A 19918-nucleotide genomic window follows, 5' to 3' on the forward strand; every position below is an offset into this window, starting at 1 on the left:
GTCACTCCGCGTCCAGGTCGCGCTTGAGGAGCTCGACGAGGCCGTCGAGCACCGCGTCGGCGTTGTCCCCCTCCGCGGCGAGCTCGACCTCGTCGGCGTTCTTGGCGCCGAGCGCCATCACGCCGAGGATGCTGCGAGCGTCCATCGGGGCTCCGCCGACCTTGGCGATCGTGACCGCGAGGCCGGACTCCTGGACCGCCGCCACGAAGATCTGGGCGGGGCGGGCGTGCAGACCGACGGAGGATCCGATCGCGACGGTACGGGTGGGCATGATGCAGTCCTTTCGAGTGGTGCGGGTTAGGCGGTGGCCACGGCGTCGACCGTGGCGAGTCGCTTGTCGCGCGACTTGAGGGCGACGACGATCGCGGCCATGACCACGACGCCGATCGCGAGGGCGAGGAGGAAGAGCAGGAAGTTGCCGATGAGCGGCAGCACCCAGATCCCTCCGTGCGGGGCGCGCAGCGTCGTGCCGAACGCCATCGCGAGGCCACCCGTGAGCGCCGAGCCGACGACGGACGAGGCGATCACGCGGAACGGGTCGGCGGCCGCGAACGGGATCGCGCCCTCCGAGATGAACGATGCTCCCAGCAGCCACGCGGCCTTGCCGTTCTCCCGCTCGGGCTCCGAGAAGAGCTTCGGGCGGAGCGTCGTGGCGAGCGCCATCGCGAGCGGGGCGACCATGCCGGCTGCCATGACGGCGGCCATGATCTTGAGCTGCGGCGCATCGGTCGCGGCTCCCGCGGCGGCCAGCCCGGTGGTCGCGAAGGTGTAGGCCACCTTGTTGACCGGGCCGCCGAGGTCGAAGCCCATCATCGCGCCGAGGATCGCGCCGAGCGCGAAGGCAGAGCCGCCCGAGAGGCCCGTGAGCCAGTCGTTGAGGCCGTCGAACGCGATCTGGATGGGGCGACCGAGGACCGTGATGAAGAGGCCGAGCGTGATGAACGTGGACAGCATCGGGATGACGACCACGGGCATGACGCCCCTGACCCCCGCGTGCACCTTCCAGGAGGCGACCCACTTGGCTGTGAGACCACCGAGGAGACCGGTGACGATACCGCCGAGGAAGCCCGCACCCATCGTCGCTGCGACCGAGCCGCCGACGATGCCGGGGACCAGGCCGGGACGGTCGGCGATCGCGAACGCGATGAAGCCGGACAGGATCGGCACGAGGAATCCGAACGATGCGCCTCCGATGACGAACAGCAGCGCCGCCCATGCGGTGAGCGAGGTGATGTCGAAGTTCTGCGCGATGTTGTAGGAGTCGTCCGACGTGAGGTTGTAGTTCGTGATCTCGATCGCGCCCTCCTCGCCGAGCGAGACCTGCGCGAGCATGAACGACAGGGCGATGAGGATTCCGCCCGCGGCGACGAACGGGATCATGTAGCTCACACCGGTCATCAGCCACTGGCGGACGCGGGTGCCGACGCCGGCAGTGTCGTCGACCTTGGACACGAGCCCGGACGATGCGCCGGTGGCGGACGCAGCGGCCGCGGCCTTGGACGGGTCGGACTTCCACTCGGCGGCCATGCTCACGGCCTGCTCGACGAGCAGCGGGCCGTCGGAGATCGCCTTCTTCACGCCGACGTCCACGGTGGGCTTGCCCGCGAAGCGGTCGCGGCCCTTGACCTCGACGTCGTGCGCGAAGATCACGGCGTCGGCCGCGGCGATCTGCTCGGGCGAGAGGCCCTTGGCGCCGACCGAGCCCTGGGTCTCGACCGTGATCGTGTGGCCCGCCTCGGCCGCCGCGCGCTCGAGCGCCTCGGCCGCCATGTACGTGTGGGCGATGCCGGTGGGGCACGAGGTCACGCCGACCAGGGTGAGGCCCGCGGCGGGCTCAGGGGTCGCCTCTGGCTCGGCTGCCTCGGGGGCGGCCGCGGACGATGCGGCGGCAGCGGGCGCCTTGGGTGCGGACTCGGCGGCCGGGACGACGTCGCCGATCTCCGCCTCGACGAGCGCGACGACCTCAGCCTCGGTCTTCGCGGCCGCGAGGCCTTCAGTGAACTCGCTCTTCATGAGCGCGCGGGCGAGGGCCGGAAGCACCTGCATGTGCGCATCCGAGCCGCCTTCGGGCGCCGCGATGAGGAACACGAGTTTGGCCGGCCCGTCGGGAGCTCCCCAGTCCAGTCCGTCGACGCGTCCGAACGCGAGCGAGGGCTCCGCGATGCCCGCCGACCGCGCGTGGGGGATGGCGATGCCGCCCGGAAGCCCGGTGGGCATCGTCTCCTCACGCTTGGTGACATCGGCGAGGAACACGTCGATGTCGGTGCAGCGGCCGGCGTCCACGAGGGTCTGGGCCAGCGCGCGAGTGGCCTCGGCGCGGTCCGGTGCCTTGAGGTCGAGCAGGACCTGAGCTTCGGTGATCAGAGACATGATGGCTCCCTTCAGGGGGTCGTCAAGCGCTCAGCACCATGCTGAGCGGTACTTCGGTGGAGAGGGCGGGGGTGATGCGCCGGACATCGTCCGGGGTGGGGACAGAGGTGCCGGGAAGGGCCACTGCGGCGGAGCCCCAGGCGACGGCGCCTGCGAGTGCCTCGGCCCCGGACAGTCCGGAGGCGAGGCCGTGGAGGAGGCCGGCGAGCATGCAGTCGCCGGCTCCGACGGTGGACAGGGGATGAGTGACGGTCGCGCTTGCGTGTGCGACCTCGTCTGCGGTGACCAACAGCGCGCCGTCACCGCCAAGGCTGACCGCGACGGTCCCGATGCCCTGCGACACGAGGTCCCGCGCCGCGTCGCGCACGTCGCGCAGCGTCGGCAGCGCGTGGCCGACGAGCTCCGCGAGCTCCTCGTGGTTGGGCTTGATCAGGTCGGGAAGTGTGGCGACGGCCGCCGTGAACGGCGCGCCCGAGGAGTCGACGACGAACCGCACGTCGCGCTCCCTCGCGCCCTCGCGCAGCGCCGCGTACATGTCGGTGTCGACGCCGGGAGGCAGGCTTCCGCACACCGCGAGCCACGAGGCGCCCTTCGCGGCCTCGAGGGTCTCAGTGACCATCGCCTGCGCCTCGGCGGGGGTCAGCACGGGCCCGGGCTCGTTGAGCTTGGTCGTGGTGCCGTCGGGCTCGAGCACGGAGACGTTCATGCGGATCGCACCCGAGATGGGGATGGGACGATGCGCCACTCCGGTCTCCCCGAGCAGGTCGACCAGGAGGTGGCCCTGGTGGCCGCCCACGGGGACCACGGCGACCGTGTCTGCACCGTTGGCGGCAAGGGCGCGGGAGACGTTCACTCCCTTGCCTCCCGCGTCGAGCCGCGCGTCGGAGGCACGAAGCACCTCGCCTCGCTCGAGCGCGCCGATCACGAGCGCGTGGTCCACGCTCGGATTGGGGGTCAGAGTCACGATCATGCGGTCATCACCTCGGGTCCGGCGGCGCGCAGCTCGGCCGCCACCTCGTCGGGAAGGGCGTCGTCGGTCACGATGAGGTCGACCTCGTCGAGCGACGCGAAGCGGTGAAGGTGGTCGTCGCCGGCCTTCGAGGAGTCGGTGGCGACGATCACGCGGCGGGCCGCCTGCACCATGCCGCGCTTCGCGCGCGCCTCGACCTGATCGGGCGTGGTGAGGCCGCGCGCGACGGACAGCCCGTTCGTGCCGAGCACCGCGACGTCCACGACGAGGCCCTCAAGGGCCTCGTTGGTCCACGGGCCGACGGTGGCGCCGGTGACGCCGCGCACCCGCCCGCCCGTGATGAGGAGGGTGATGCGGGGCATCGTCGCGAGGAACGCGGCCGCGGGGATGGAGTTCGTGATGATCGTGAAGTCCGCGTCGGAGGGGAGGAGCGAGACGAGGATCTGGGTCGTCGAGCCCGAGTCGAGCAGGATGGTGCCCCCCGGCGGCAGTTCCTCGAGGACGCGGGCCGCGATGCGCCGCTTGACGTCGGAGTTGCGTGCGGTGCGGGTCGCGAGCGAGGGCTCGAGCTCGAGCCGCTCGACGGGGATGGCTCCACCGTGCACTCGGCGGACGGCTCCACGGGTCTCGAGGGCGGTGAGGTCGCGGCGGACGGTCTCGGAGGTGACGCCGAGGAGCTCGGAGAGCGAGGAGACCTCGACCCGACCCTCTCGGCGGGCCTCGGCCAGGATGCGCTGCTGGCGTTCCGCTGCGTACATGGACGTCGTCGTCCTCTCCTGCGAGTGATCTGCGTTGACACCTGACTGAACTGCGCCGAACCGGTGACCTGCGTGAAGCCTGCGAACTGGTTCGACTCGCTCATCGAAACATGAAATCGGGCAGAAAGCAACACAAACAAAGTTTGAAGTGAGTTGGTTCGTGTGTGGTTAAGTGGTTCACGGCGCCATGCGGGCGACGAACGGGACGTCTCCGGCGCCTCGGGATAAATCGTTCTCGGGGACGAGTGCGTCAGGGGGCGGCCCTGCCTAGACTCGTGGTGCACACCGACTGAGCCAGGAGGTTCCCCGTGGCCAATCCCTTCTTCACCCAGTCCAAGGACTTCACGCCCGAGGCGCTGCAGCGCCAGGGCAACGCCGATGCAGAGCAGCTGCAGGCGACCTTCGACCTGCCCGCCGCGCAGCCCGCCGAGATCGGCCGGATGTCGTACGAGGGCACCATCACGAAGACCTTCGGGTCGCTGATCGTCCTGGGCCTCGCCGCCGCCGCGGCCTACCTCGCGCCGATCGAGACGATGTACCTGCCGATGTTCGGCGCCGCGATCGGCGGCTTCGTCGTCGCGATGATCGCGATCTTCAAGAAGACGGGCTCCGCGCCGCTGACGCTGATCTACGCCGCCCTCGAGGGCGTGTTCCTCGGGGCGTTCACCCACTGGGTCGAGGTCGCGCTGAACGTGCCCGGCGCGGGTCTCCAGGCGCTGCTCGCCACCGGCGTGACCTTCGCCGTCACGCTCGTGCTGTACCGCTCCGGCAAGGTGCGCTACACGCCCAAGTTCCAGAAGATCATGATGATCGGAATGGTCTCGTACCTGGTGTTCTCGCTCGTGAACCTCGGCTACATGATCTTCGGCAGCTCCGGCAGCGCGTGGGGCATGCGCAGCGATGTCGAGGTGCTCGGGATGCCGCTCGGTGTGATCGTCGGCTTCGTTGCGGTGATCCTCGCGTGCATGTCGCTCATCGCCGACTTCGACTTCATCGAGCGCGGAGTCAAGGCCGGCGCGCCGACCCACCTCGAGTGGAAGGGCGCCTTCGGCCTGCTCGTCACCCTCGTGTGGCTCTACACCGAGATCCTGCGCATCATCGCGATCTTCAACCAGCGCTGAGGAGTCTGCCGGCCCGGCCGGCACCCTCGCGCTGAAGACGACGGGCCCGCGGCATGCGCCGCGGGCCCGTCGTCATGTCTGGCGTGAACCGGGCCGTCGCATCGTCCGGGTGGGTGTGAACCTGGCCGTCGCATCGTCCAGGTGGGTGTGAACCTGGCCGTCGCATCGTCCGGGTGGGCGCGAACCGGGCCACCGCATCGTCCGGGTGGGGTGTCCTCCCGCGGCCGGCACCCAGCGGTACAGAAATGTCCACTGGCTGACGCCGCGCGCCGCGAAACGACCATGAATGTCCACTGCCGCGCATCCGAGTCAGGTGTGCTTCCCACTGGACGCTCATTGTCGTTTGCGGCGGCCCCGCGTCCCCCAGTGGACGGATCTGTACCGCCGTGACCGATGGCGGCGACGGATGGGCCGGTTTGATCGTGCGCGACGGATGCCGTGCTCGACCGTGGCCGTGGCCGACCGAGCCGACGACGAGGCCAGCCTGGCCGGCCGCCGTATCAGGCGAACGAGACCTGGCAGAAGCCGTGGTTGCAGTAGCCGCCAGGGTTCTTGTGCAGGTAGCCCTGGTGGTAGTCCTCGGCGTAGTAGAAGCGGCCGTCGCCGGCCGTCGCCGCCATGCCGATCTGCGTCGAGATCGGCCCATAGCCCTGCGCGGTGAGGCGCTCCTGGTAGCGGTCGCGCGAGCCGAGCGCGGCCTCGAGCTGCTCGGGCTCGGTCGCGAGGATCGCGGACCGGTACTGCGTGCCGATGTCGCCGCCCTGGCGGTTCGGCGTGGTCGGGTCGTGGTTCTCCCAGAACGCGGCGAGCAGCGTGTCCAACGACACGACAGCGGGGTCGTAGACCACCTGGACGGCCTCGAAGTGGCCGGTCTTGGCGGTGCAGGTCTCCTCGTAGGAGGGATTCTTGGTCCAGCCACCCATGTAGCCGACAGCGGTCGAGTAGACGCCGTCGAGCTGCCAGAAGATCCGCTCCGATCCCCAGAAGCAGCCCATGCCGACGTAGAGGACCTTCATCCCGTCGGGCCACGGGCCCTTGAGCGGCGTCCCGAGCACCACATGCGTGGGCGCGATGGCCAGCTCCGTGTCGCGGCCGGGCAGTGCCTGGTCCGCGGTGATCATCGTGGTCTTGTCGAGTCCGAACATCATGCTCCTTCCCACCGGCACAACAACGTCCGGGGGGTGTCTGTTCCGTGGGTGTGCGCGCCGCTTCTTCCGCGTCGGGATGCGCCGATAGTCTCAGCCTATGACCGACGACGACCGCAACGGTTCCCTCCTCCATCCGAGGGCCGCGAAGAGCTCCTCGGAGTCCGACATGGTGCCCGCGTGGCTGCGCGTGACGGCCGCATGGGGCTGGCGCCTCATCGTGCTCGGGATCGTCCTCCTCGCGCTCGCGTCCATGTTCACGTCGGTCTCCGCGATCGTCGTCCCGGTCATCATCGCGCTGTTCATCACCGCGCCGATGGGGCTCGTCGTCGACCGGCTCGCCAGCTGGCACATTCACCGCGGCATCGGCGCGGCGCTCGCGATCCTGCTGCTCATCGTCGTGGTGCTCGGCCTCATGACGGTCGCGGGCGCGGAGATCGTCGCGGGCTTCAGCGACCTGAGCGACGCCGCGATCGCGGGCTTCGACGAGCTCCTCACGTGGCTCGCCGACGGCCCGCTGCACGTGAGCGCCGACCAGTTGGCGCAGTTCCAGGACAGCCTGGTCGAGCTTCTTCAGGGCAACTGGGCCGGCATCGCCTCGGGCGCGCTGTCCTTCACCGGCACTGTCGGGGGTCTCGCGGCCGGCTCGATCATCGCCCTGATCACCCTGTTCTTCTTCCTCCGCGACGGCGGGTCGATGTGGAACTGGGCGATCGGGGTCATGCCGGACTCGACCTCTGCGCAGATCGACCGCGCCGGCCACAATGCGTGGCACACGCTCCGTCGCTACACGCAGACGACGGTGTTCGTCGCCTTCGTCGACGCGGTCGGCATCGGCCTCGGAGCGTGGATCCTCGGGGTGCCCCTGGCCTTCCCCATCGCGATCCTCGTCTTCCTGTTCTCCTTCATCCCGATGCTCGGCGCGACGCTGTCGGGCATCATCGCGGTGCTGGTCGCCCTCGTGGACGGGGGGCTGACCACCGCGCTGTGGATGACCGGTGTCGTGCTGCTCGTGCAGCAGCTCGAGGGCAACGTGCTGTACCCGCTGCTGTTCGGCAAGGTCTCGTCCCTCCACCCCCTCGTCATCCTGCTCACGGTGTCGTTCGGCACGCTGCTGCTGGGCCTCGTGGGCGCGATCATCGCGGTGCCGATCGTCGCCTTCATCGCCGCCTTCGCGCGCGGGCTCCACAAGGAGTTCCGCCCGGCGCCAGAGCCGCCGCCCTTGTCCGATCAGATTCCCGAGCTGGCCCACAAGTCGGTCGAGGCGATTCAGCGGGTGGTCCACACCGGTCAGATCCGGGTCCGCAACAGGGGCGGCGCCGACGCGTCGCAGGGAGAGGACTCGGAGGAGGCTCCTCCCACCGAGGATCAGATCCCGATCCACCACCCCGGCGCCGCGGACGACGAGGACGGGCGCGCCTAGACTCGCTGTCGTGCAGTGCGACTACTTCGACGCGGGCGTGTGCCGCTCGTGCGCGCTGCTCGAGACCCCGTACTCTCGCCAGCTCGCTGACAAGGACGATGCGGTCCGACGCACCCTGGGGGCGACCGCCGAGGGCGCACGCTGGCTGAGCCCCGTCGCGAGCCCTGAGGCGGGATTCCGCACCAAGGCGAAGATGGTCGTCGGTGGGACGGTGGAGGCCCCGACCCTCGGCATCCTCGACGCGGAGGGCGCGGGAGTGGACCTGCAGGGCTGCGGCCTCTATCCCGAGTCGCTCGCGTCCGCGTTCGCACCGCTCGCGGAGTTCGTGACGCGCGCCTCCCTCGAGCCGTACGACCTGCCCACGCGCCGCGGCGAGCTCAAGAACATCCTCGTGACCGTCTCGCCCGACGACGAGCTCATGGTCCGGTTCGTCATGCGCTCGACCGAGTCGCTCGCGAGGATCCGCAAGCACCTGCCGTGGCTTCGCGAGCAGCTCCCGCGGCTTGCGGTCGCCTCGCTCAACGTCCTGCCCGAGCACAAGGCCGTCGTCGAGGGGGAGCGGGAGATCCTGCTGACCGAGCGCGAGTCGCTGCCGATGCGACTCGACGCCCTCACGCTGCACCTGCGGCCGCAGAGCTTCTTCCAGACGAACACCGGCGTCGCGCGCGAGCTGTACCGGCAGGCGCGCGAGTGGATCGCCGCGGCCGACCCCGCCGACGCGTGGGACCTGTACTGCGGGGTGGGAGGGTTCGCGCTGCAGGCGCTCGCCCCCGGCCGCGAGGTGCTCGGCGTCGAGGTGTCCGAGCAGGCGATCGCGTCGGCGTCCCTCACCCGCGACGAGCTGGTCGAGGCCGGTGTTCCTGGAGCGGACAGGGCTCGCTTCCTGGCCGACGACGCGACCGCGTTCGCCCTCGCCCAGGCCCGTGCCCCCGAGCTCGTCGTCGTGAACCCGCCCCGCCGCGGCATCGGGCCTGAGCTCGCGGCATGGCTCGAGCGATCCGAGGCGCGCACGGTCGTGTACTCGAGCTGCCACCCCGGATCGCTCGCACGAGACCTCGCGGCGATGCCGTCGCTGCGCCCCGTCGAGATCCGGGTGATGGACATGTTCCCGCACACGACTCACGCGGAGACCGCGGTGCTCCTGCAGCGCGCGTAGCGCACGCGGAGGCGGTCCCTCGGGGCCCTCGGCACAGCGTCGTCGCTGGTCCGCGGGAGGCGTCGATTTCCTCCCTTCCGACCTCGTTGGCATGGAAGCGTCCGATGTGTTCTCATTGTCCGTCTGGTAGGTGCAGGATCGGAGAATGAAGTGACAGTCAGGGCACGCTCGAAGGCCGCCGTGGCGGCGCTCGCGGGGGTGCTTCTGGCGGGCTGCTCGGCCCTCGGCCAGAGCCAGCCGACGGGCACCGGAGCCGAGGTCGCCGAGGCCGTCGAGGCCGTCGAGGAGCCCGCGCCACCGGTCTACGAGGCGATCGACCTCGTGCCCGAGGAGCTGCGTGGCGCCGCCCGTGCGACGGTGGCGCAGACATCGGTGCTCCCCACGATCCAGGACTTCTCAGCCTCGCTGGTCGGCGTCGGCGGTCCGTCGGCGGCACCCGCCGAGGCGGCCGACCCGGATGGGGGAGACGGCGGCGAGGCGACCGACGAGGGCAGCCAGGGCACCCGTGCGACCCGGGTATCCGACAGGGACGATGCGGACGAGGGCACCGACTGCTCCGTCGAGAAGTGCCTCGCGCTCACCTTCGACGACGGACCGACGGCCGGCACGGAGGACCTGCTCGACGTGCTCGCGAAGCGTGGAGTCAAGGCCACCTTCTTCGTCGTGGGCAAGAACGCCTCTGCCCACCCGGAGATCCTCGAGCGGATGGTCGCGGAGGGCCACACCGTCGGCAACCATTCGTGGAGCCACGCGAACCTCACCGGTCTGACCGACAAGCAGCTCGCGCGGGAGATCAACCGCACGAGCGACCGGATCGAGCAGATCACCGGCGTCAGGCCGACCGTGCTGAGGCCCCCGTACGGCTCCACGGGCCCGCGGGTCGCGGCCGTCGCGGAGGATGCGGGCATGGCGCAGATCCTGTGGGACGTCGACCCGCGCGACTGGAAGGTGCGCGACGCGCACAAGGTGACGAAGCGCATCGTCCAGAAGGCGCACCCTGGCGCGATCGTCCTGTCGCACGACATCCACGAGACCACGCGCGACGCGTACGCGAAGGTGATCGACAAGCTCCTCGCGCAGGGCTACACGCTCGTCACGGTCCCCGACCTGCTCGACGACATGGAGCCCGGCGAGACCTACCTCTCGCAGTAGCTGCGGCGGCCCGTGCGAGGCCCGTGCCCGCGACGCGCGGCCAGTCCCCGCGCCGGCACCGCACAAGCACAGCGCGCGCACCATTCACACCAGGCCTGGCCGCTCACGACGAAGGCCCCCGCGCCTCAGCGCAGGGGCCCTCGAACGAAAGCGTCGGGTCAGCCGGCGAAGGGCTCCGTCGAGATCACCTTGACCGGGATCTCGTTGCCGTTGGGCGCCGTGTACGAGGTCTCCTCGCCCGCGTGCTTGCCCATGAGGGCCGCGCCGAGCGGGGACTGCGCCGAGAACACGTCGAGGTCCGTGCCGCCCGCGACCTCGCGCGAGCCCACGAGGAACTTCATCTCGCGGCCCATGACCTCGGCCACGACGACGGTGCCGGACTGGATGCCGGCGTCGGCCGTGGCCTCTCCCACCGTGGCGGTGCGCAGGAGGTGGCGGAGCTGCTCGATGCGAGCCTCCTGCTTCGCCTGCTCCTCGCGCGCGGCGTGGTAGCCGCCGTTCTCCTTCAGGTCGCCCTCCTGGCGGCGCTCGTCGATCTCCTTGGCGATCTCCACCCGGCCGACGTTCACGAGGTGGTCGTACTCGGCCTGCAGGCGGTCGTAGGCCTCCTGGGTCAGCCAGGTTCCGGTCGTCTCGGTCACGTTCATCCTCCTTGTGGTGACTGCCTAGGTTAGCAAGCGCGCGTCAGCACGCGAAAGCGGGGCTCAGGCCGCGTCTGCGGGCGTGAGCGTGCAGCCCTGGACCGTAGCCGTCACGGCCTCCTCGGTCGTCGCGATCTCCACGACGACCCGCTGCTCGTCCCCCTCGGCCGAGTCCACGTCGACCGTCGCGACGCCGACCTCCGCATACGACTCGCTGAGCGCCCGCACCGTGCAGGTCGCGACGCCCTCGTCGTAGAAGAACACGTCGAACTCGGAGGTCGCGAGCTGGGGGCTCTCGACGGTGAAGCCGACGTCCTGAAAGCGCACGGTCTCGGACTGCGCCGCGAGGATCGCGTACGCGCCCACCACGAGGATCGCGGCGAGGAGACCCGAGATGGTCCACGCCCATGCGCGCGCGCTGAGGTGGGGCAGCGCGCCGCCGTCACGGGCGGGGCGGTGCGCCTCGGCGGGCTGCGGGCTGTGTTCCATGGACGGCAACGATAGTTCACGCCGCGGGATGCGGCAGGATTGTCCTCAACGAAAGGACTGTCCCCGTGGCCGATTTCACCGGCGGGCCAGGATTCCTGGCCTTCGTCTTCACCTTCTCGCTCGCCGTCGCGGGCGTGCTGCTGTTCCGCTCCCTGTCCAAGCACCTGCGCAAGATGAAGGGCGCCTCGACGACCTCATCCGAGCTGCGGCAGCCCGGCGCCGCTCCCGCCCAGGGTGGTGGGGAAGGGACGATGCGGCAGTCGCCCGACGCAGAGCCCGGTTCCTCGGAGCAGGAGCCGGGGGACGGCGAGCGGCCCGCGCAGTAGCGGGGCCGCGCGGTCAGGCCGCGTAGTAGATCGAGAGCGCGACGGCGATGTAGTGGCAGATGAAGCCGGCGATCGTCAGCGCGTGGAAGATCTCGTGGAACCCGAAGTAGCGCGCCGACTTGCCGGGCCACTTGAAGCCGTAGATGACGGCGCCGATCGTGTAGCACAGGCCGCCCGAGACAATCAGCCACACCACGGCCGCGCCTCCGGCCTCGTAGAACGGGCCGATGAAGCCGATCGCGACCCAGCCGAGCGCGACGTAGATCGGCACGTAGACCCATCGCGGGGCGCCGAGCCACAGGATGCGCGACAGCAGGCCCAGGATCGCGCCCGTCCACACGATCGCGAGCACCCACTTGCGCGTCGCTCCGTCGAGCAGCATCACCGTCAGCGGCGTGTACGTGCCGGCGATGATGAGGAAGATGTTGGCGTGATCCATGCGTCGCAGGACCGCCTGCGCCTGCGGCGACCACTTGCCGCGGTGATACACGGCGGAGGTGCCGAACAGCATCACGGCGGTGGTCGTGAAGATGGCCGTGGAGGCGCGCGCGGCGAGCGTGGGAGCGAAGACGACGAGCGTCATGCCGGCGAAGTACGCGAGCGGCGCCGCACCCAGGTGGAGCCAGCCGCGCAGCATCGGCTTGCCGATGGTGGGGAGGTTCTCTTCCATGGACCCTACGGTAACGTAGGTTAGGCCCGGGGGTTACGCTGGACCCGCGCCCGCGGGCGCACTCCACTCCTGGAAAGGACGGGCATGGGCGTGCGGAGCCTGCTCTACGGTCTGTACGAGCGGCAGTTGGGCGCGGAGCTGCGCGGCGCGACCCTGCCCCGCCACATCGGCGTCATCCTCGACGGGAACCGCAGGTGGGCCAAGACCATCGGAGCACCCGCGGCCCACGGCCACCAGAAGGGCGCCGACAAGATCACCGAGGTTCTCGAGTGGTCGCAGGAGGCCGGGGTCGAGGTCGTGACGCTGTGGCTGCTGTCCACAGACAACCTGGACCGCGATCCGGCGGAGCTCGAGCCGCTGCTCGAGATCATCTGCTCGGCGGTCGAGAACCTCGCGCATGACGGCCGCTGGCGCCTGCGCCACGTCGGCGACGCGTCCCTTCTCCCCGCATCGTCCGCCGATCGGATCTCCGCCGCCGTCGCGCGCACCGAGGACGCGACCGGCGTGCACGTCAACATCGCGATCGGATACGGCGGCCGGCATGAGATCACCGATGCCGTGCGCTCCTACCTCCGCGAGTGCGACGAGGAGGGCCTCACGCTCTCGGAGGCCGCAGACCGCCTCAAGGTGGACCACATCGAGGACCACCTCTACACGAAGGGGCAGCCTGACCCCGACCTCGTGATCCGCACGTCCGGCGAGCAGCGCCTGTCTGGCTTCCTCATGTGGCAGAGCGCGCACACCGAGTTCTACTTCTGCGAGGTCTACTGGCCCGCCTTCAGGCGCGTCGACTTCCTCCGCGCGCTGCGCGACTACGCGCTGCGTGAGCGGCGCCTCGGCCGCTGACCTTCGCGTCCGCGTCGTCACCGGGCCGTCGAGGGGCCCAGGTTACGGGGATGTGAATTTAGCGTGTCGGCGTTCCGGAGGCTGATGACACCGGCGTAGTTTCGAAGCGTGGTACCAACTCGACGCACCGACCCGGTGCCCGACTGACAGAACGCCGTGGGGCGTTCGGCGCCCTGCGGCCTAACGCTGGGAGCCCCTGTGACCGCCACCACGCCCCGCACCACCCCCCTCACCGACGCCTCGCTCGAGGACGATGTCGCCCTCCGCACGTATGTGCTGGACACGTCGGTGCTCCTGTCGGACCCCCGCGCGATGCGTCGCTTCGCGGAGCACGCGGTCGTGCTCCCGGTGGTCGTGATCACGGAGCTCGAGGCGAAGCGGCACCACCCCGAGCTGGGGTACTTCGCGCGGTCGGCCCTCAGGATGCTCGATGAGCAACGGGTCAAGAACGGGACTCTCGACAAGCCGGTGCCGATCAACGAGGCAGGCGGCTCGCTGCGCGTCGAGCTCAACCACACCGATCCTGAGGTGCTGCCCAGCGGCTTCCGGCTGGGGGACAACGACACGCGCATCCTCGCGGTCGCCGCGAACCTGAGCGCCGAGGGCCACCACGTCGTCGTCGTGTCGAAGGACCTGCCGATGCGAGTCAAGGCGTCGGCGCTCGGCATCGAGGCCGAGGAGTACCGCGCCGAGCTCGCGGTCGAGTCCGGCTGGACCGGCATGCGCGAGATCCAGGTGACCGACGACCAGATGGGAGCCCTGTGGGAGTCCGAGCGGCTCGACGCTCCGCCCACCTCCGACTGCGGCGAGGACATCAAGTCGCTTCCCGTCCACACCGGCCTCGTGATCCACTCGCCTCGAGGAAGCGCGCTCGGGCGCGTGACCGATGAGGGCGCGATCCGGCTCGTGCGGGGCGACCAGGAGGTCTTCGGAGTCCACGGCCGCAGCGCCGAGCAGCGCGTCGCGATCGACCTGCTGCTCGACGACTCGGTGGGCATCGTCTCGATGGGCGGCCGCGCCGGAACCGGCAAGAGCGCGCTCGCGCTGTGCGCGGGCCTCGAGGCCGTCATGGAGCGCCGCCAGCACAAGAAGATCATGGTCTTCCGCCCGCTCTACGCGGTCGGTGGCCAGGAACTCGGCTACCTGCCCGGCGACGCTGCGGAGAAGATGAACCCCTGGGCGCAGGCGGTGTTCGACACGCTCGGCGCGATGGTCTCCTCGGAGGTCGTCGAGGAGGTCATGGCGCGCGGGATGCTCGAGGTGCTGCCGCTCACGCACATCCGCGGCCGCTCGCTCCACGACGCGTTCGTGATCGTCGACGAGGCGCAGTCGCTCGAGCGCAACGTGCTCCTCACGATGCTCAGCCGCATCGGACAGGACTCGCGCGTGGTCCTCACCCACGACGTCGCGCAGCGCGACAACCTCCGCGTCGGCCGCCACGACGGCATCGCCGCGGTGATCGAGGCGCTCAAGGGCCACCCGCTGTTCGCGCACGTCACGCTCGAGCGCTCGGAGCGGTCCGCGGTCGCGGCGCTCGTGACCGACATGCTCGAGCGGCTCGACCTCTAGGTCCCGCGCCCACAAGCCTCACCCTCAATCCCTCAGCCAGGGGTGGGATGGACGGGGCCCCGGTCAGCATCCGCCGACTGGGGCCCCGGTTTTCTGTCCGCGGGCGTTCTCTCCTCGCGAGCGCCGCGTGCGCCGCGGTCCGCACCGTGCGCCCGCGAAGCGCCGTCACCCCTACCGTGCGCCCCAGTGGACACTCATTGTCGTTTCCGCGCCACGGCTGCGTCCTAGTGGACGTTTCTGGACCACCACACCTCGCCGTCGCGCCTCTCCTCCGTCGCCACGAAGCCAAGCCGCCTCGCGACCCCGGCCGACGCCCGGTGCTCGGGATGGATCCAAGCGCCCACCCGGGTGACGCCCCGCTCGCGAAGCCAGTCCAGCATCGTCCCTGTCGCCTCCGTCGCGAGACCCCGCCCCTGGTACGTCGTGGAGACGACCCAGGCCACGTCGGCCTCCAGCCCGGACGATGCGACCGTCGCCTGGACGTAGCCGGCGAGCGAGGCATCGTCCCTCGCGCGGATGACCCAGTTGAGCCACGCCTCGGTGCCGTCGGGGGAGGCGTGGGACTCGAAGCGGCGGTACCGGGCCTCGAGATCTGCGGCGGCAGGCGGCTCGCCGCCGGTGAACTCGTAGAGCGCGGAGTCGGCGAGTGCGACCGCCATCTCGGAGGCGTGCGCGGCGGTGACCGGCTCGAGAGTCAGGCGCGCGGTCGCGAGAGGCACGGGGACGATGCGGGGCACGCCGCCAGCCTAGGTCTCGTCGGTGGGAGGACGGCGCGGTGAGGGTGCGGCGCGGCGAGCGGCGCGGTGGGCGGGCGGCGCGCCTATGCACTGTCCTGGCGGGCGGCGGTACAAATGCGTCCACCAGGGCGCAGCCGAGGCGCGGAAACGACAATGAGTGTCCACTGGGGCGCATGGGGTCAGGCGCGGGGCGCGTGGGGCGCGCAAGGGGGCGCGCCGGCGTAGCGGGAGACAGGGAATGCGAGAGCCCCCGCCGCCACGAGGGCGACGGGGGCTCAGGGGTCGACGCTTAGGACGCGTCGGAGACGAACGGCTCGATCTCGGTGTCCGGGTCGCCGTCGAGCGCCTGCTCGAGCATCGGCACGAACGCGTCGAGCGAGTACATGACCGACGACGGCGAGTTCGCGAAGAACGCACCCTCGAGGATCGAGTCGGTCTGCCACAGGTTGCCGCCCACCGCGGTGGTGTTGAGCGAGTCGAACAGCGGCAGCGCCTCGAGTGCCTCCTGCGAGCCCTCGGTCGTGGCGACCTGCCACACGATCGAGTCGAGGTCGCCCAGGACGGTGTCGAGCTGCTCGGCGCTGATCTGCATCCACGCCGCCTCGGTGCCCTCGATCGACGCGACGTCGAGGCCGAGATTCGCGAGGAACTGGTTGCGGGTGTCGGACGCGGCGTAGACGAACGCCTGGCCCTCGTAGTAGCCGCCGACCTGCGAGGTGAGGCCCTCCCACTCGGGGTGGGCGTCGCGGACCTCGGCGTAGGCCGCGTCGATGTCGGTGAGGATCGTCTCGGCTTCGGCGGTGGTGCCGGTGACCGTGGCGAGCAGGTTCAGCTCGTCGGCGAGGGTGACGCCCCACTCGACGGTCTCGTTGCCCTCGGAGTCGGTCGCGGGGCGCGTGATGACGGGCGCGATCTGCGACAGCAGGTCGTACTCCTCCTGCGTCATCGTGTGGTTCGGGTAGGTCGCGACGATCAGGTCGGGCTCGTAGGACGCGATGAGCTCGGCGTCGTACGTGGTCGAGCCGGGCTCGAAGGTCTCGGGCTTGGCGCCCGCGGCCTCCATGTCGGCGAGGGCCCACGGGCCGGTGCCGTAGTCGTAGCCCTGCCAGCTGACGGGCACGGCGACCGGCGCGACGCCGAGTGCGTAGAGGTACTCGTGCTCGTGCGAGCCGAGGGTGACGACGCGCTCGGGCTCGGACTCGACGGTGACCTCGCCCATGACGGTGTCGACGGTGACGGGGAAGGCGTCGGCGCTCGCCTCGGCCGAGGCAGAGGTGCTCGCGTCCGCGGACGTGGTGGACGACGCCTCGGTGCTCTCGGTCGACGAGCACGCCGCCATGAGCACAGCCGCGGAGGCCGCCATCGCTGCCGCGGCGAGGCGGCGGGTGGTGGTCTTCATGGTGTTCCTTTCCTAGGGGTTCCGGGGTGGTGACGTTCTGGGGATCAGGGACGATGCAGGGGCCGGGTCGTTCTCAGCGCGGCCCGTCGCTCGGGTCGTGGCCGCCGGGCGCGTGCGCGGGCACGATCACGGGGGTGCCGGTGACGGGGTCGGGGAGCACGCGCACCTCGAGGCCGAACACGTCGCCGACGGTCTCCGCGGTGAGGACCTCGGAGGCCGGACCGCTCGCGGCGACGCGTCCCTCGGACATCGCAATGACGTGGTGCGCGTAGCGCGCGGCCTGGTGCAGGTCGTGCACGACCATGACGATCGTGCGCTCCTGGCGGTGGTTGAGCCGGTGCAGGAGGTCCATGACCTCGTACTGGTGCGCGATGTCGAGGTAGGTGGTCGGCTCGTCGAGGATCATGAGCGGCGTGTCCTGCGCGAGCGCCATCGCGATCCACGCGCGCTGCCGCTGGCCGCCAGAGAGCTCGTCGACGACGGCGTCCTGGATGTCGGTGAGCCCGGTCGAGTGCAGCGCGGACATCACGGCGGTCTCGTCGGTCGCGCTCCACGGCCGCAGCACCTTCTGGTGCGGCGTGCGCCCGCGCGCGACGAGCTCCTTCACGGTGATCCCCGCGGGGGCGAGAGGGGACTGCGGGAGCAGTCCGACACGCCTCGCGACCTCGCGCGTGGGGACGCGGTGGATGTCCTCGCCGTCGAGCAGCACGGTGCCGTCGCTCGGCGTCAGCAGGCGCACGAGCGCGCGCAGCAGCGTCGACTTGCCGCAGCCGTTGGGGCCGATGATCGCGGTGATCTGGCCGTCGGGGATCTCGACGTCCACGCCGTGGACGATCGGCGGGCCGCCGTAGCCGATCACGGCGCCCTGGGTCTCGAGCCTTGTCATGACTGACCTCCTCGGGATGCGCGCGCCACGAGCCACAGCAGGTACGGGGCGCCGACGGCGGCGGTGAAGATGCCGACGGGAAGCTGCAGGGTGTCGGGCATCTGCTGCGCGACCTGATCGGCTGCGAGCAGGAGCACGGCGCCCATGAGCGCGGAAGGGATGAGCGTCACGCCGGCGTTGCGGGTGAGCCGCAGCGCGAGCGCGGGGGCGACGAGGGCGATGAAGCCGATCGGGCCGGTGACGGCCACTGCTCCGGCCGCGAGCAGCACCGAGCACACGGCGAGCACGGCGCGCGAGCGGCCCACATGGATGCCGAGCGCCTTCGCGGTGTCGTCGCCCATCTCGAGCGTGCGCAGCGCGCGGGCGTGCCACAGCACGATCGGCAGCAGCACCGCGAGGACAGCGCCGGCGACCGCGACGTGAGTCCACGTGCGGCCGGTCACGGAGCCGACGAGCCAGCCGAGCGCGTTGCCCGCGTCGTGCACGTCCATCCGCGTGAGCAGGTACTGCGTGGTGGCGTTCGCGACGAAGCCCATGGCGATTCCCGCGAGGATCAAGCGAAGCGGGACGATGCCTCGCCGCCACGACAGCGCGAGGATCAGGGCGGAGACGGTCAGCGCGCCGACCACCGCGCCCGCGGCCGTGACCCACAGCGAGCTCGCGCCGATGAGCCAGATCGTGAGCACCGCCCCCGTGCCGGCGCCCATGCTGATGCCGATGAAGTCAGGCGAGGCGAGCGGGTTGCGGGTGAGGGACTGCAGGATCGCGCCCGACAGGCCCAGCATCGCGCCCACGAGGATCGCGGTGAAGGCGCGCGGGGCGCGCACCTGGCCGACGATGAAGTCGCCGGGGGAGCCGACCGAGATTCCGATGGACGCCTTGAGGCCGTCGAGGATCGAGATGTCGGCCTTGCCCGCGGTGAGCGCGATGATGAGGAGGCCGAACAGGACCCCTGTGAGCGCGAGTCCGACGACGAACGTGCGTCGGTGCGTCGAGATGCCGAGCGGGCCCAGCCGGAGGATCCTCACAGCTCCACCACCTTCATGCGGCGTGCCATGAGCGCGAAGATGATGCCTCCGAGGAACGCGGTCGTGATGCCGACGCCGATCTCTCCTGGGTAGGCGACGACGCGTCCGAGGACGTCGCACACGAGCACGAGCGCGGCGCCCCCGAGCGCGCTCACGACGAGCAGCCATGGCAGCGAAGCCCCGACCAGGGCGCGCGCGAGGTGGGGCACGGCGAGGCCGACGAAGACGATCGGGCCGGCAGCCGCGGTCGCGGCGCCCGCGAGCAGGGTGACGATCACGATGATGAGCGTGCGGGTCGCGCCGATCCTCACACCGAGCGCGCGGGCGGCGTCCTCTCCAAGCGCGATGGCCTGGAGCTGACGCGAGGCGAGCAGTCCCGCCGCGAGCGAGACGAGCACGATCCACGCGAGCGCGGACAGATCGTGGTTCTGGCGACCCGTGAGCGAGCCCGCGACCCATAGCCGGTACTGCTCGAGGGTCTGGTCGTTGACGAGCAGGACCGCATACGTGACGGAGGACACGAGCGCGGTGAAGGCGACGCCTGCGAGTGCGAGTCGGACCGGTGCGCCCGCGGCGGCGCCGCGCGCGCCGATCGCGTACACGATGACCGCTGCGAGCCCCGCGCCCGCGAAGGCGACCCACACCTGCGCGCCGAACGTCGTGGCGACGCCGGTCGCCAGGGCGATGACCACGGCGAGCGACGCGCCGGCATTGATGCCGAGCAGTCCCGGATCGGCGAAGGGGTTGCGCGTGAGCGACTGCATGAGCGCGCCCGCGACGCCCAGCGCCGCGCCCGCGAGGATGCCGATGAGCGTGCGGGACACGCGCAGCTCGCGGACGATCGCCTGCTCGGGGGAGTCCGGGTCGTAGGCCGTGAGCGACTGCCACACCGTGCCGAGGTCGATCGCGCGCGATCCGACGGCGAGGGAGAGCGCCACGGAGGCGGCCAGCACGATCGCGGCGGCGATCGCGATCAGGGCACGCGTGCGCATGGGGCTCCTTGGGCTGGCGGCGGCGCGCGGGGGCGCCGGTGAGGCTTGCCTAACCTAGCCCAGCCAGGGGAATTAATACAACATGGGCGTTGTCAAATACGTGTCACGGATGGCGTGCCACCCGAGCCGACCGGACGCGCCGGACATGGGGAGCGATGCGTGAGTGGGACCGCGCGGGGTGAGGCGAGCTGCTCGTCGGAGCCGACGCGCTGGATAAGGGGCGCGAACCGGGTCGGTCGG

19 protein-coding genes and 2 pseudogenes are annotated in these 19918 nt (G+C 70.7%); 7 read left to right on the top strand and 14 right to left on the bottom strand.

What is annotated here, in order from left to right; genetic code table 11:
* Window position 1: 1 nt before the first annotated feature.
* From B7K23_RS07120 to B7K23_RS07135, 5 genes and pseudogenes are all read right to left on the bottom strand, one after another.
* Complete coding sequence (locus B7K23_RS07120; protein ID WP_084125651.1) at window positions 2–271, bottom strand: HPr family phosphocarrier protein; 270 nt, start codon at window positions 269–271, stop codon at window positions 2–4.
* A gap of 83 nt (window positions 272–354) precedes the next feature.
* Window positions 355–1527: pseudogene (locus B7K23_RS16135) on the bottom strand (PTS fructose transporter subunit IIC); the annotation flags it as partial.
* 42 nt (window positions 1528–1569) lie between these two features.
* Window positions 1570–2370: pseudogene (locus tag B7K23_RS16140) on the bottom strand (fructose PTS transporter subunit IIA); the annotation flags it as partial.
* A 22-nt stretch (window positions 2371–2392) separates the two neighbouring features.
* Window positions 2393–3340, bottom strand: a complete 948-nt coding sequence (gene pfkB, locus B7K23_RS07130; protein ID WP_084125653.1) for a 1-phosphofructokinase — start codon at window positions 3338–3340, stop codon at window positions 2393–2395.
* Window positions 3337–4098, bottom strand: a complete 762-nt coding sequence (locus tag B7K23_RS07135; RefSeq protein ID WP_084125654.1) for a DeoR/GlpR family DNA-binding transcription regulator — start codon at window positions 4096–4098, stop codon at window positions 3337–3339. The genes pfkB and B7K23_RS07135 overlap by 4 nt, the downstream gene beginning before the upstream one ends.
* A gap of 308 nt (window positions 4099–4406) precedes the next feature.
* Between B7K23_RS07135 and B7K23_RS07140 the strand changes: the two genes are divergently transcribed.
* Window positions 4407–5219, top strand: a complete 813-nt coding sequence (locus B7K23_RS07140) for a Bax inhibitor-1/YccA family protein (RefSeq protein ID WP_084125655.1) — start codon at window positions 4407–4409, stop codon at window positions 5217–5219.
* Window positions 5220–5719: 500 nt separating this feature from the next.
* Here the strand turns inward: B7K23_RS07140 and msrA are convergent, their stop codons facing one another.
* Window positions 5720–6367: a peptide-methionine (S)-S-oxide reductase MsrA gene (msrA, locus tag B7K23_RS07145; protein WP_084125656.1), complete on the bottom strand. Its 648-nt coding sequence runs from the start codon at window positions 6365–6367 to the stop codon at window positions 5720–5722.
* Between the two features lie 97 nt (window positions 6368–6464).
* Between msrA and B7K23_RS07150 the strand changes: the two genes are divergently transcribed.
* From B7K23_RS07150 to B7K23_RS07160, 3 genes are all read left to right on the top strand, one after another.
* The gene (locus tag B7K23_RS07150; protein ID WP_084125657.1) at window positions 6465–7787 is read left to right on the top strand and encodes an AI-2E family transporter; all 1323 of its coding nucleotides are present in this window, start codon (window positions 6465–6467) and stop codon (window positions 7785–7787) included.
* A 10-nt stretch (window positions 7788–7797) separates the two neighbouring features.
* On the top strand, window positions 7798–8943 hold the full coding sequence (rlmC, locus tag B7K23_RS07155) for a 23S rRNA (uracil(747)-C(5))-methyltransferase RlmC (protein WP_084125658.1): 1146 nt from the start codon (window positions 7798–7800) through the stop codon (window positions 8941–8943).
* 150 nt (window positions 8944–9093) lie between these two features.
* Window positions 9094–10095, top strand: a complete 1002-nt coding sequence (locus B7K23_RS07160; protein WP_143338137.1) for a polysaccharide deacetylase family protein — start codon at window positions 9094–9096, stop codon at window positions 10093–10095.
* Window positions 10096–10253: 158 nt separating this feature from the next.
* Here the strand turns inward: B7K23_RS07160 and greA are convergent, their stop codons facing one another.
* The gene (gene greA / locus B7K23_RS07165; protein WP_084125660.1) at window positions 10254–10742 is read right to left on the bottom strand and encodes a transcription elongation factor GreA; all 489 of its coding nucleotides are present in this window, start codon (window positions 10740–10742) and stop codon (window positions 10254–10256) included.
* A gap of 57 nt (window positions 10743–10799) precedes the next feature.
* Window positions 10800–11225, bottom strand: coding sequence for a DUF4307 domain-containing protein (locus B7K23_RS07170; RefSeq protein ID WP_084125661.1), 426 nt, complete (start codon window positions 11223–11225; stop codon window positions 10800–10802).
* Window positions 11226–11290: 65 nt separating this feature from the next.
* Between B7K23_RS07170 and B7K23_RS07175 the strand changes: the two genes are divergently transcribed.
* Window positions 11291–11551, top strand: coding sequence for a hypothetical protein (locus tag B7K23_RS07175; protein ID WP_084125662.1), 261 nt, complete (start codon window positions 11291–11293; stop codon window positions 11549–11551).
* 13 nt (window positions 11552–11564) lie between these two features.
* Here the strand turns inward: B7K23_RS07175 and B7K23_RS07180 are convergent, their stop codons facing one another.
* Window positions 11565–12221: a hemolysin III family protein gene (locus B7K23_RS07180; RefSeq protein ID WP_084125663.1), complete on the bottom strand. Its 657-nt coding sequence runs from the start codon at window positions 12219–12221 to the stop codon at window positions 11565–11567.
* A gap of 84 nt (window positions 12222–12305) precedes the next feature.
* Between B7K23_RS07180 and B7K23_RS07185 the strand changes: the two genes are divergently transcribed.
* Both B7K23_RS07185 and B7K23_RS07190 read left to right on the top strand, forming a co-directional pair.
* Window positions 12306–13067: an isoprenyl transferase gene (locus B7K23_RS07185; protein ID WP_084125664.1), complete on the top strand. Its 762-nt coding sequence runs from the start codon at window positions 12306–12308 to the stop codon at window positions 13065–13067.
* A 312-nt stretch (window positions 13068–13379) separates the two neighbouring features.
* On the top strand, window positions 13380–14636 hold the full coding sequence (locus tag B7K23_RS07190) for a PhoH family protein (protein WP_234996479.1): 1257 nt from the start codon (window positions 13380–13382) through the stop codon (window positions 14634–14636).
* Between the two features lie 224 nt (window positions 14637–14860).
* Here B7K23_RS07190 and B7K23_RS07195 read toward each other — a convergent pair whose 3' ends face one another.
* The 5 genes from B7K23_RS07195 to B7K23_RS07215 all read right to left on the bottom strand — a co-directional run bounded on the left by B7K23_RS07195 (window position 14861) and on the right by B7K23_RS07215 (window position 19678).
* Window positions 14861–15373 carry a GNAT family N-acetyltransferase gene (locus tag B7K23_RS07195; RefSeq protein WP_084125665.1) on the bottom strand — a complete coding sequence of 171 codons (513 nt, stop codon included), beginning with the start codon at window positions 15371–15373 and terminating at the stop codon, window positions 14861–14863.
* A 289-nt stretch (window positions 15374–15662) separates the two neighbouring features.
* A complete protein-coding gene (locus B7K23_RS07200) occupies window positions 15663–16772 on the bottom strand; it encodes an ABC transporter substrate-binding protein (RefSeq protein WP_084125666.1) in 1110 nt (369 codons plus the stop codon).
* A 73-nt stretch (window positions 16773–16845) separates the two neighbouring features.
* Window positions 16846–17658 (bottom strand): ABC transporter ATP-binding protein, encoded by an 813-nt coding sequence (locus B7K23_RS07205; protein ID WP_084125667.1) that lies wholly within the window; start codon window positions 17656–17658, stop codon window positions 16846–16848.
* Window positions 17655–18686 (bottom strand): iron chelate uptake ABC transporter family permease subunit, encoded by a 1032-nt coding sequence (locus B7K23_RS07210; RefSeq protein WP_084125668.1) that lies wholly within the window; start codon window positions 18684–18686, stop codon window positions 17655–17657. The genes B7K23_RS07205 and B7K23_RS07210 overlap by 4 nt, the downstream gene beginning before the upstream one ends.
* Window positions 18683–19678 (bottom strand): iron ABC transporter permease, encoded by a 996-nt coding sequence (locus tag B7K23_RS07215; protein ID WP_084125669.1) that lies wholly within the window; start codon window positions 19676–19678, stop codon window positions 18683–18685. Before B7K23_RS07215 ends, B7K23_RS07210 begins: the two co-directional genes overlap by 4 nt.
* Window positions 19679–19918: the final 240 nt, after the last annotated feature.

This window comes from Demequina sp. NBRC 110054, assembly GCF_002090115.1.
Lineage (GTDB): Bacteria > Actinomycetota > Actinomycetes > Actinomycetales > Demequinaceae > Demequina.